Origin of the sequence: Pantoea sp. Fr+CA_20 (assembly GCF_024520835.1) — a bacterium.
Classification (GTDB): domain Bacteria; phylum Pseudomonadota; class Gammaproteobacteria; order Enterobacterales; family Enterobacteriaceae; genus Pantoea; species Pantoea allii.
Genome location: NZ_JALNPN010000001.1, coordinates 233729 through 245795 on the forward strand (window position 1 = coordinate 233729; position 12067 = coordinate 245795).

At 47.4% G+C, this 12067-nt stretch carries 9 protein-coding genes; 7 read left to right on the forward strand and 2 right to left on the reverse strand.

What is annotated here, in order from left to right; translation table 11 throughout:
- Nucleotides 1-396: 396 nt before the first annotated feature.
- The 3 genes from NR177_RS01055 (at nucleotide 397) to NR177_RS01065 (ending at nucleotide 5340) form a co-directional block, all read left to right on the forward strand.
- The gene (locus NR177_RS01055; protein ID WP_256852113.1) at nucleotides 397-1470 is read left to right on the forward strand and encodes a PIN domain-containing protein; all 1074 of its coding nucleotides are present in this window, start codon (nucleotides 397-399) and stop codon (nucleotides 1468-1470) included.
- Nucleotides 1471-1508: 38 nt separating this feature from the next.
- Nucleotides 1509-2642: a DUF3800 domain-containing protein gene (locus NR177_RS01060; RefSeq protein ID WP_256852114.1), complete on the forward strand. Its 1134-nt coding sequence runs from the start codon at nucleotides 1509-1511 to the stop codon at nucleotides 2640-2642.
- Between the two features lie 262 nt (nucleotides 2643-2904).
- Nucleotides 2905-5340 (forward strand): ATP-binding protein, encoded by a 2436-nt coding sequence (locus NR177_RS01065; protein WP_256852115.1) that lies wholly within the window; start codon nucleotides 2905-2907, stop codon nucleotides 5338-5340.
- An 84-nt stretch (nucleotides 5341-5424) separates the two neighbouring features.
- Here NR177_RS01065 and NR177_RS01070 read toward each other — a convergent pair whose 3' ends face one another.
- Both NR177_RS01070 and NR177_RS01075 read right to left on the reverse strand, forming a co-directional pair.
- On the reverse strand, nucleotides 5425-6984 hold the full coding sequence (locus tag NR177_RS01070) for a P-loop ATPase, Sll1717 family (protein WP_105080687.1): 1560 nt from the start codon (nucleotides 6982-6984) through the stop codon (nucleotides 5425-5427).
- An 828-nt stretch (nucleotides 6985-7812) separates the two neighbouring features.
- Nucleotides 7813-8403, reverse strand: coding sequence for a mobilome CxxCx(11)CxxC protein (locus NR177_RS01075; RefSeq protein ID WP_256852116.1), 591 nt, complete (start codon nucleotides 8401-8403; stop codon nucleotides 7813-7815).
- Nucleotides 8404-8914: 511 nt separating this feature from the next.
- On the opposite strand from NR177_RS01075, the gene NR177_RS01080 reads away from it, so the two are divergent.
- The 4 genes from NR177_RS01080 (at nucleotide 8915) to NR177_RS01095 (ending at nucleotide 12066) form a co-directional block, all read left to right on the forward strand.
- Entirely contained in the window at nucleotides 8915-9322 is a 408-nt protein-coding gene (locus NR177_RS01080; protein ID WP_105080685.1) for a TIGR03757 family integrating conjugative element protein, read from the forward strand.
- A gap of 29 nt (nucleotides 9323-9351) precedes the next feature.
- Nucleotides 9352-10287, forward strand: a complete 936-nt coding sequence (locus NR177_RS01085; RefSeq protein WP_306277969.1) for a TIGR03756 family integrating conjugative element protein — start codon at nucleotides 9352-9354, stop codon at nucleotides 10285-10287.
- Nucleotides 10288-10364: 77 nt separating this feature from the next.
- Nucleotides 10365-11717: an integrating conjugative element protein gene (locus NR177_RS01090; protein ID WP_372340325.1), complete on the forward strand. Its 1353-nt coding sequence runs from the start codon at nucleotides 10365-10367 to the stop codon at nucleotides 11715-11717.
- Between the two features lies 1 nt (nucleotide 11718).
- Nucleotides 11719-12066, forward strand: a complete 348-nt coding sequence (locus tag NR177_RS01095; RefSeq protein ID WP_145394293.1) for a hypothetical protein — start codon at nucleotides 11719-11721, stop codon at nucleotides 12064-12066.
- The last annotated feature ends 1 nt before the right edge of the window (nucleotide 12067 follow it).

The window sequence follows — 12067 nt, forward strand, 5'->3', positions numbered from 1 at the left end:
TCGCCCGGCACCGGTGTGTGGTGTCGGGCGGGAACGGAGGCTGCGGGTGCGGGCGGCATAGAGCCCGCGTGTATTACTATTCTGAAAAGTACTCACGGGCTTTGAGTATTTTAATTTGAGCTAAAGCACGTCTGCGTTATGCCAGAAACGGAAATTCAGAACGGACTACTTTAAACTGTCTTCCCGTCCTGTTAACAATGACGCATGGTAAGAATCCTTTAATACAACTACATACGTTTGTTGAATTGAGGTTGTATCCACTTTAGTGGATAAGTCCACCTGCTGAAAATTAATGTATGCGGTCAGTAAGAGGTATCATGGACTTTCCTTACTTTTTATGAGAAAAATACATTTTTCACAACGGCACGTACATTGAAACTACCTGGAGTATGAAAAATGCCATTAGTTACACGGAACGTATTTATCGATACGGAGTTTTTTGTAAAAGCCAACCTGAATTTTCACTCAAGGACTATTAAATCTTTTGAAGACTTGTGCGGCGATAATGAGTTAAAGCATGTGACAAGTACAATTGTTGTCAGAGAGGTTAGAAGAAAGATAGTTGAACATATTAAAGAAGCGTTGAAAGGCGTTAATAATTTTAGGAGAAAAGCTGCTGTCCTTAAAGAATACAACGACGAATCTATCAAGGGGCTCTTCGTAGAAATTAACGAAACTGATTTACAAGCAAAAGCACTAGCTGCTTTTGATGATTTTATTAATGCTTCGAATACCTCGATTATTGATATGGGATCTGTAGATGGCAACGAAATCATCGACATGTTTTTCAATCAGCAAACACCTTTCAGTGCAAAAAAGCCGAATGAATTTCGTGATGCTTTTTCACTTCTTGCTATTCGTTCTACTTTAAGGGCGCAAGAAAAAATTTATGTGGTATCTGCCGACCCAGACCATAAAGCTTTTTGTGAGAAAAATGAGAGTTTTGTTAGTGTTGACACTCTGAGTGCTTTTTTGGATATCTACAACAAACATAACGATCAAAGGTCACAATTTGTAGAAGAGTTCCTGCTCAGCAAGAGAGATGATATAAAAAAAGAAATTAAAGAGCAATTAGAGCAGCTTAGTGCGTACAATTCTTCTACTTGGGAAGATGCAGAGCTTGATTCTTTTAAAGTGATTGAGATCGGTGATTTTGAGCCAGAAATAATCCATCTGGATGACGAAAGTTGCCAGATAAGATTCGACATCAATGTAAAATTTTTAGCAGATGTAATTGGTCCTGATTATGTTAATGGCCATTATGACAAAGAAGACGGTGTCATTTACACATTTGATACTACTGCGCGTCAGGAGGAAGAAGAGCAAATTTTTTCAGTTGAATTGGATCTTTCTTTTGAAGCTGACGCTCAGGGATTTATAAACGACGAATTCGAACTAAACATTCAAGGTGTTGCGGGTGGTATAGAGTTTTCCGTGGAAGAGATGCCTTGGGAAGACCCACGTATGTAACTTTTTATGCAATACTATTTTAATAGGAGTTAAGGTTTATGGCGTTAGACATATCTGTGGCAGATCTAGCAATTTTTGATCCATTAGTACACGGTACTGATAAGAAACTGAAAATGTATTATGATGAAACCAATAACGTCAGAAAACTAATATTGACTGAAAATGGATTTAACGTTTCTCGGTATGATAATTTTGTGTTGGGCGGGGTTGCAGTTGACCTCGATGCAGATGTGACTTGCTTAACCGAACTCCGCAACATACTGAAAATTCAACCATCTGCTACTGAAATAAAGTTCGAACTTATCGCAAAAGGAGATTTTGAGAAAATACTGGGGTCGAGGAAGTTAACTAATTTTCTGAGCTGGCTTTTACTCAATAACATTAAAATTCATTACACAAACATGAATATTCTCAATTGGGTGTTACTTGATATTATTGACTCCATTATTTCAAATAAAGAGTTTGCAATGTATTTTCAGGTTCACCGGGAATTAAAAAACGAACTTTATAGAGTGGTTTCAAATGATGTACCCGGTTTTCTTACACTGCTGAATTCATATGGTTATCCAAATATTGAACGTGTTGCAACCTCTGGGTTTATAAAAGATGTAAGGTATTTTGTGATAAAACACGCCCCAATAAACAATTACCATGCAACTTTAATACTAAAGAATCTTCTCTTAGAGGCTCAGTCTCTCCCTGAACTTGCATTTCTCGTAGATGAAACACCAAATCAGGTAATAAAAGGATTTCAAAGTATATTCTTAAATCGTATCGCAAGATATAAAAACTCCATTCACGTATTTGATGAAGAACCTACGATCCAAAAAGCAATTGAAGGGATTAGAATCATGGATGGTGCTAATCAAGTTGCTTTTAGTTTTGCAGATTCCAAATGCTCTCCGGGTATTCAATTGTCAGATGTTGTCACTGGTTTTCTCGGGAAATATTTCACGTTCATTGAACGAACTCCGCCCAAATTATTGATGCAGATAAAGAATCATTTGACATCAGTTCAAATTGAGAATTTGAAGCTGTTCCGACACCTGACTATTGAGTCGGATAAGTTCAGTAATGGCTTGCTATTTAAGATAACAACCCAGGATAGTGAGTGGAAAGCAGACTACTTTTTATTTGGAAGTGAATTACCTGCCCACATCAAGCCAAACTAATTGATTATAAGTCTCCGCAATATAGGGGTTGTAATCAGTTACTCATGTCCGCTTTGAGCTCAGAGTTCATTGTGTCGATGTCCCGCTATTCTGAATCAAAAATGATTCTGCCATGCTGTCTAAAAGTTTCATTATGCCTGTCAGCCTTTTAAATATTGTTTGACCGCAACAGTTATTTTTTCAGACTCCCATTATGACTTCTTCATTTAACCCTAACTCTGCATCAGGAAAATGGCACTGAAACTACTACAGGAGCAGTCTGATGCGACATCCCTTCGAACTCGACCCCGAAATCATTCACCACATCATCTACAGCCAGGCCGGCTCTGTGGCCAAAGCAATTATCGAACTCATCATGAACAGCGTCGATGCCGGCGCGGGTGCGGTCATTCTGGAGATTACCCCGGAGGGCTTCACCTGCCGTGACGACGGTCATGGTTTTGCTTCACATGATGATGTGAGGCGCTATTTTGGCCGGTTCGGTACGCCACACCGTGAAGGCGATGCCACTTATGGCCGTTTTCGTCTGGGCCGTGGCCAGATTATGGCGCATGCAAGGACCGTCTGGCGCTCGCAGCGCTGGCAGATGGAGGTCGACACGCGGGTAATGGGTTATGAATATGAACTGACAGAGCCCGGAGAAATTCAGGAGGGGTGTGCCATCAGCGGTGACTGGTATGAGCCGATGTCCACTCAGGAGCGTATGTCATGCATGCAGGAAATTCGGGACCTGGTGCGTTACACGCCTGTCACGGTAAGCCTCAACGGCAACGTGATTACTCGCAAACCGGAGCTGGAAAAATGGGATGCTGAGGATGACACAGCCTGGTATCGGTTGCGGGAAGACGGCGCCGTATCCATTTATAACCAGGGCGTACTTGTCAGGCATGACCCGGGGCATAACTGGGGCGTTGGCGGCCTTATCGTGAGTAAAAAAGCCATAGCGCTAAACGTGTCGCGCACTGAGATTCTGCGCAAGAGCTGCATGGTCTGGAAGCAGATAGCAGCAAAATTCAGCGGGCTGGCGCAGGCCTTTTCTGACAACACCGGCAGCCACCGCAAAACAGAGGCCCGGCGTGAAAAAACCGCCCGCGCGCTGCTTGCCGGCGAGGGAGACCTGCAGACGCTGGTTAACGGCGAAGAGGTGATTACGCTGCTCCCGGGCAAACAGCACGTCACCCTGGAGCACTTCCTGCGTAAATGCCGCTACTATCCCTCTGCCGTCGATAAAAACTGTTTTACTGTGGCTGAGTATGCACGGGACGTCCCGCGCGGGGAGCTCATTGCGCGTGCCGGCATCGCGCCGGTCATTCACCCGGTGACGCTGACGCGTTTTAACTGCGACGGCACGGATGATTTTATGGACTGCATGCGTCGCGTGCGCGACAACCTCATTGCGTTCCGCGAACAGCTTTCGTCTTCCGGCCGCTGGGGAATGCCGTTCAGCTCAGAGCTGCAGCTTATTGATTTTGACACGCTCAGCGCGAACTTTGTCGACCGCACGCAGATGGTGAGTGAAAAGACGCTGGATAAGGAAACCCGCAGGGCCTGGACCGCGCTGCGCTACTGCCTGGCCCAGTATGCACGGGTGTGCTCAGGCGGCGAACGCCATAGCACCTCCCGGGCTCACGGCGGTGTGCGATTCCAGATTCTGCTGGGCGAGTCGACGTCGGCCGACGCCTGGACGGACGGTGAGACGTACATCGCCTACAACACTGATATCGTGCGCCAGCTTAAAACCGACGCGCTCAGAACGGCCAGTCGCCTCTTCAGCCTGACGGAGCACGAGGTGGCACATGAAGGTGACAGCATGGACTGCGGCCACGATGAGGGATTTTATCAGCGGTTTCACGATATCAGCACAGGGTGTGCGGCTGATCGTCAGCATTTTATGCACGTCTGGCTGATGAAATACACGACCAGCCTTGAAGGTGCCGGTAAACGCGCGAAAGGCCAGGCGTGGAGTGAGCGTTACCTGGCTGAACGCGCCAGCACCGGTCGGGAAAGGAACGGCCTGCCCGGGATTATCATTGCTGACAGCCTGGCTGATGACGTCGGGGCGGCTGTCGAGCCGGAGGACGGTAACCTTCTGACCTTTCTTAATCAGCAGCTCGGAGTAGCGGGTACGCAGTCACCTGAATCCGGCGACTGGGCTGACGTCGTGGCTGCGGGGATCGAGGAGGCCGGCGTCGCCCGCGAACGCAGAGCTGAGGAGAGAAGAATTCACCAGGAGGAGATGGAAGCTTACAAAGCATCGCCCGAATACCTGCAGCTTATAAAAGACCAGGCCGAGTATTTTGCTGCCTCTGAGCAGGAAGAGCGAGAGTTCATGGCGTCCAGCCGTCTTCGTTTACTTGAGTCCCTTCCCGGCGCAACCCCTGAAAACCTCACGCAGGAAATTTTAGAATACCTTGTCTACTGTACAGATACAGATGAAGAGGAGCTGGATGCCTGGCAGCGAAAAACATGGGAACAGCCCGGTGGATACCGGCCTCTGCCCACAGCAGACGACAGCGCTTCAGCTGTTCAGAAGACTGATCCCCGACCAAAAGACAGCATCCCGGAATCCTGGCTGCCGTACGTTTATGAGGGTGAGACGCGTGCGATGATAGAGCGCAATGCGGACGCTGCGGGATTTTACTGGGAACTTGATTATCTTGAATGGCGGCATTCAAATCAGAATGACGGCTTGAAATAATAAAAAAAGGGGCCAAAAAGGCCCTTGAACGAGTATGTCTAAGTCATCTGATTTTATATTTATGGGTAATGCTTAAGGTTTATGTCATCTGTTAAATAAAGGATGAACGATGAAATTTCTCTTCATATCTGTTATGTCTAAGTCTGGCTTGTCATATGAAGAGTAAATAGTTATGGAAGTACTCCGTTTGATGCCTATTACACCTATAGTAAACCAAATCTTAATCAATTCATCGAAATTCAACACCGCGTTCGAATGGATAGGATCATCTTCAGCTGAACCGGCCCCTCTGTCTAAGACATAGGTTGAGATTTCATTTTTTTTGTTATCTCCGATGGACTCGATAGAAAACTCCTTCTCATCTAATAAAGAAATAGCATCTAAATAGCATGATATATTCTTATAAATGCTGCCCCACTCCGTGACAAGAGCTCTTTTTCTGGATGAGAAATACTTTTCTTCAGCAACAAGAACAATATCTTTGTTAATTTGAACGCTTCCATTGCACTCTTTTAAACAGTAATTAACAAAGCTTATTGCATCACGCGGCCTTAACATCGTTCTGTCTAAAATGTAATCATCGGCTCTAATCCCATCAACGTCAAAATGGAATATATCTTTCATAGTGACACTTTTTGAACCTTGGTATTTATTTTTTACTAAGTGATTTATCCTTGTGTCAATAATCTCTCTTATTTCTTCTTTGTTCCATGATACAGCATATATCAAAGACTGGTCTTTTTCATCTTGCCGAAGAGTTTTATTGTATATTCCCATTAAAATATCAGTTCTAATAGAAATTAGTATTTTGACGGATTTTATATCTAACAACTCTCTAAAAGCTTCCAGTAAAGCGTTGATGAAATCGTAACGAATATCGCTTGAACTCAACCAAGATTTGTCTAAATCATCTATGCTTATTACAATTCTAAACTGGGCAGCTTCGGAAAATTCATCATTTAAAATCTTAATTAACTCTTTTTGTTTTCTTATCAGCTCTCTGCTTACATAGCTGGAAGTTTCTGACTGAATTCTTTGTGCATCTTCCTTGCGGAATTTCCCCCCAAGTTCCAGGCCCTTCAGCGCAAGTTTAGGCGATAATTCGCGCTCCATTTTGTTGCTTATTTCTACTAAAGCCTTATCATTAAAGAAGACATCTTTGAATTGTTCTAAGTATTCATTTGCAAGCTCGGGGTTATAAGATTTCTTTTTGCCACCAACAAGATCTTGCACTCTCTCAAAAAAGCTTTGCAGGCTCGATTTATGAAGTGCAGGAATTACCTTTATCAAAAGAGCGTGAAGCCATAAAGACTTAAAAAAAACCCTCAGATCGATACCTTTATCATTGAGACTGGATATGAAAACATTGTTTTTTATATGTTCAAATATTGTATTTTCAGCCTCAATCTTATCATGCGTCTTTATGGATTCTGCTGCCATAATTTTTCTTAAAAGAGCAGACTTACCACTTCCTGTTCTACCGACAATTATTCTTCGAGTAAAGTCAGGATTGTTTACTGAATGGTCGAAATTCAATAAACCATTAAATATATTACTTTCATAAAAACATGAATCAAGAAAGGAATCTGTTTCCGCTTCCAACTTTCCTATCTCATCATTATTTCTAAAAATATGGACGGTCATGATTTTTATTCCCAGAGTTAAATGTTATTAAAACACTAAAAGCATCTTTTTTGACTTTGATTAATCTATACATAAATTTTACTCATGTAAAGATCATGAGTTGAGGTAATTACATTGAAAATTCAGCAAATTTGATTTGTACGTTAAATTTAGCCTCCCTTGCGAGAGGTAATATGTGACCTGCTCCACGGTAATCATAAAAGAGTGTTTCTAGCTACTTCCGCTAATGGCACAGAGCAGACATGCTCGAGTGGCAAGGTCCGCTATGAGCGAAGAGCAGAAGTTAGCGTTAGAGCAAACAGCGGATCCAGTGACTGCAAACCTGCTATGAACACGTCCGAACTTATAAATTGCAATTTGCAACTATCCTAGGCTAGTGGCATAGTTATGAGCAGTGGGAAATGATTTTTTCTCAGAAGAAAAATTAGATAATTATGCCATAATAACTCATAAATGATAGAGTCAAACTATTAAGTAGGAAATCAATGGAAAAATAAGTAAAGGTGGGAATAGGTTTTGAGAAAATTAATATTGAATGAGTTTATTTGTCGTTATTATTTTTCCTGATAGAAGAAGTATAGGGTGGGACTATCCCACCCTATTGAACTACTTACCACACACTGGGCACCCAGCAACTGATGGAGCAAAGTTGATGGTTTGCGATTTTCTAAAACTTTCAGTTACTGGAAACGATTCCAATCCCTCGTGAAGAGGTAAGTTTTTTGTGTCAAAATAGTATTGTTTGATGAATTTTAACAGAGCTACTCTTTCTTCATATCCTGCATTCAGGAAATTTTTTATCAGTGTATCATTATTCATTTTTTAGCCTTATTTGCTCTTGTATAGTTTGTAGTTACCACAGCCATCACAATTATCAGGCGTCATACTTTTTGGTATTTTTTGACATACATGGCAATGTACTTTGTAATATAAGTTTCTTGCTCTCGTTGCATATCTTTTTTCTGCATCAGAAATACTATAATCAAGGTCTAATCTTTCTCTATTTTCTGATTTTAATTGAAGCTCTTTCAGTTTTAAGGCAGAATCTTTTTTGTTTTGCTCATTTGCATCTTCCTTTGCTTTTCTTGCTTCATTGTAGATTGATGTATTTTCTTTTTGGGACTCGTTATAAAAAATATACTTATCATCCCACTTAGATATGATAGACCACAGTGCAGTTATTATCTGTATCGTTGATACAAAACCTAGTAAAGACAGTAGGTAAGGAAAAACTTTGGAGTCTAAGCCAAAAGACAATGCTGTACTTCCCACTGTCAACGGAACTGCAATGCCAAAAAAAGTCAGAAGCATTCTTGGCAATCCTAAGACATTTTTTCTACGTTCAAAAATTTTTGCAGTACCGAAGGCCTCCGCTTCAATATTCAACAATTTCCTCTGTATCTCAGCAATATCAGACATCGCTAATAACCTTTCTTATTATGTAATGATCAAGATTGCAGTATATTACGCACCTGAGACAAAACAAGACCATACCAGACAAGAAGTTAATACTCAACATGTAACTTTCACATGCCACAAAGTTTTATCAAATAAATCAAATAATTAGGATGGGTGAAAAATGCTTATCCTAACCAGCTAATGCCAAGTCCGGTAGCCTTCTTCTAGGCTATTCGGCCGCTTTACCTTTTCTCAGTAACTTGCACTAATCGGACAGGCTGAAGGGTCATCAGCTCTTTAGTGAGTGAATAGCGCAAGTTCAGAATTCATTCTTATTTCTAGATGTATTAATCGACGGCGCTGGTCAGGCCAACTTCTGCTCCTGGCACAGAGCGGACATTTGTGAATTGCGGAGTTTATTGTGAGTGGTGAGTTGGTAAAGAATTATGATTTCCGGTTTAAGAGTTAACTGCTGAACCTTACGCGCTAAAACCGCACCCTGAGGGCATCATTCACTCAGGGAGTGCCCCTCATGAAAATCCCCCTCTGCTGCCTTACCACTCTGTTTCTTACAACCGGAGCCCACGCCGGCACCGTGATTTATACCGACCATGCGCACCCCGTTACCGGCGAACTGAGTCCCGACGTCACCCTCACTGAGCTGGACGCGCCCGACCGTTTCCAGGCACAGTTATTCGGTCCGCTCTCCGCTAACCCGGCGCAGGCTGAGCAGCAGGCCCGTGCAGTCATCGCCTCCCCGGCGTTCCGTCAGGATCAGCAGGCCTTAGCGGCGAGCTATGCCGGCGTTGCACACGCCTGGTCACTGGGGCTGGAAAAGTACCCTGCCGTGGTGTTCGACGATAAATGGGTGGTGTACGGCACCACCGACGTCACTGCCGCCCGGGCGAAGCTCGATGCCTGGCGGGAGAAACAGCCGTGAACATACGCCTTTCCCGTCCCCGCCGGCTGATGCTGGCCACGCTGTTTACCTGCACCGGCACGCTTGCCAGCGTGAACACCGCGAGCCTGGTCTCCAGCGCCATGAGCCCGGACTGTATCAGCTGGCGCATCAGCGGTATCTGTTACTGGCTGCTCTGCACCCCCTTTGGCTGCACGGTGAAAACCTCGGTCAAAGTCACCCACTACATTCCGGAAGCCGTGGTCTCTGCCTACCTTAACCCTGGCGACAACCCGTGGACCGAAATGTCAGCCGTGAGCGCCACGGCCGGCGGCGCTGAAAGCCTGGTGTCGGGCGGTCTCGCCGGCGTGCCTGCAGGCGGTGGCCGTCAGGAGATGAAGGCTCCGGGCATGCGTAAACAGAACCTGCATTTCTACTACGGCGATGCGTATGGCCACCCGGCGGCGTCGCTCATCGGCGGGATGGTGCCGGGCTACTCCTGCCGCTCAGCCGCCACGCCGTTCGTACCGTATTTTGTCAGCGCCATGGATGCACTGGCCTGGCGAACGGGCATTCCCGAATCGTTCTATCCGGAAGCGCTCATCCCCGGAAAGCGTGAAATCGGGAATACGTTTGCCGGCGAGATGTGGGGCAACGTTTATCCCCGCAGCGGCTTTGTGACGCAGACCGACAGCTACAAATCGGCGGCCGTCGTGGTCCAGCGCGTCGCCGACATCATCACCCGCGAGGGACAGCTGCACGTCTACACCCCACTTGTTGGCCAGCGGTCTCCGGGCTACTGGCCACCTGACCCCGTTACCGAAAACACTGGTACAAAAAATCACAAGTGGCAGCGGCTTTCGCCGCAGCTGTCGCAGAGCTGCGCAGTCTTTCCGGATACGGGGGGCCAGACGGCGGAAAGCGGCGACTACGCCTGGGCACTCTGGCAGCCTTACAGCTGCTGTAAGCGACGTGGCCAGACCTTCCTGTACAGCACCGACTTTTAATAAGGACACACAGCATGATGAATTTCAGCGTTAAAAAACTGCGCGTGGCCACGGGCACGCTACTCCTTTTCCTGGTGATGCCGGCACTGGCCATCGATACCACGCTTTCCTCCCAGGGCGCCGGCGTCAGCGGCGCCATCAACGACGGTCTGTTCTATTCCATCGGCGGCGGCTCGGTCATTTCGCCGCCCTCAACGCGCAGCAACATGTCGCGCCTCGGACTGGACGGCGGCTGGAGCAGTGACTTGATGTGCGGCAACTTTGACCTGAAAACCACGGTCGGTAACCAGCTCAACGGCATCACCAGCGGATTTAAGGACCTCATGGGCAACGTCATTCAGGGGGCGACCGGCGCGGTGATGAGCATGCCGGCGATGGCCATTCAGCGTGCCAATCCGGGCCTGTATGAAATGCTGACCAACGGCGTGCTGCAGGCGGGCCTGAACTTCGACAAGGCACAGATGAACTGTCAGAACATGTCGAAAAAGCTGGCCGACTTCACCCTGGGCAGTAAGTGGCAGCAGGCGGCCGTGTCTGAAGAGTATAAAGACATCGTGGCATCAAGCGGCGGTGATGCGGTATCGAGCGACCAGAAACTGCAGAAGGCCACCGGCGAAGAAGGTGTGACCTGGGTCGGTGGCCAGAAACGCGGCGGCAAGGGACAGCCGGCGATTCAGCCCACGCGTGACCTGGCAAAAGCCGGCTACAACATGATGAACAGCCTGCCGGTGACCAGCAACAGCAGCGTAGGCTCATCCAGTTGCAACGGTACGGTCTGCCAGCGCTACAAATCCTCCGATGAAGCCGCTGCGGCCGTTGTTAAAGTCCTCGGCGACCGCTCTATACGGACCTGCCGTGAAACCAGCGAATGCACCAGCGGCGGCGCGGATAACCAGCCGGGCAGCACCGTTGCCGGCACCGGCTTCTCGCCGGTACTGGAGGACGCCACCAAAACCAACCTGGAGCAGCTCAGCAAGCTGGTTAACGGTCAGCTGCAGCCCACGGCCGATAATCTGGCCGCGCTCAAAACCGGCAGCCTCGTTGTCACGCGCGGCGTGATTCAGGCGCTGCGTGATGACCCGGACAGGGCCGCACTGGTGCAGCGACTGGCGGGTGAGCTGGCCATGGCTGACACGGTTGAGGCGGCACTCACCATGCGACGCATGCTGACGACCGGTGAGTCTGAGCCGAATGCGGCCGAACAGCCTGAGGCTATCGCCGAGGGTGACCGTCGCGTGGATGCGCTCGACCGCGAGCTGAACGCGCTGCGTAACGAAATGGAGCTGCGCAAATCCATCAGCAGCAACAGCCTGCTCACTACGCTTGAGCGTCAGGGCGAACGTAATCAGGACAACCAGCTGCAGCAGAAAGCCGGCAATCAGGACCAGGGCTTCAGCCAGATGGGCCAGCCTCAGCCGGGAGGCAACTGACATGAAGCGCAGAATCCTGATTGGCCTCACCGGCCGCATTTTGCTGATATTCCTAAGCACCGTTGTGGCCATGGCCGCGATGTTTGGGCTGGCATCGGTGTTCATGGCGTATGACCCTGATGGCCATCTTATTCAGAAGTGGCTCTACGACAGCCGGTGGATCATGTTTGCCTGGCGACTGTGCATGTACGTGTTCATCGGGTGCATCTGGATCATGAAGCTGCGGCCGCGCCTGCTTAAGCGCTGGCCGGACGCAGCCGGAGGCCTGCCGCGCCTGGAGCGCCTTGCCATCATTTATCTTCTGGTCACGGAGTATGTGGCCTGGTCTAACGCAGTTCAGGGAGGCTGAG

Coding starts and splice junctions, on each gene's coding strand:
- NR177_RS01085 (WP_306277969.1), top strand. CDS start 9,352: ATGCTGGCCACGCTGTTTACCTGCACCGGCACGCTTGCCAGCGTGAAC.
- NR177_RS01065 (WP_256852115.1), top strand. CDS start 2,905: ATGCGACATCCCTTCGAACTCGACCCCGAAATCATTCACCACATCATC.
- NR177_RS01060 (WP_256852114.1), top strand. CDS start 1,509: ATGGCGTTAGACATATCTGTGGCAGATCTAGCAATTTTTGATCCATTA.
- NR177_RS01095 (WP_145394293.1), top strand. CDS start 11,719: ATGAAGCGCAGAATCCTGATTGGCCTCACCGGCCGCATTTTGCTGATA.
- NR177_RS01080 (WP_105080685.1), top strand. CDS start 8,915: ATGAAAATCCCCCTCTGCTGCCTTACCACTCTGTTTCTTACAACCGGA.
- NR177_RS01075 (WP_256852116.1), bottom strand. CDS start 8,403: ATGTCTGATATTGCTGAGATACAGAGGAAATTGTTGAATATTGAAGCG.
- NR177_RS01090 (WP_372340325.1), top strand. CDS start 10,365: ATGCCGGCACTGGCCATCGATACCACGCTTTCCTCCCAGGGCGCCGGC.
- NR177_RS01070 (WP_105080687.1), bottom strand. CDS start 6,984: ATGACCGTCCATATTTTTAGAAATAATGATGAGATAGGAAAGTTGGAA.
- NR177_RS01055 (WP_256852113.1), top strand. CDS start 397: ATGCCATTAGTTACACGGAACGTATTTATCGATACGGAGTTTTTTGTA.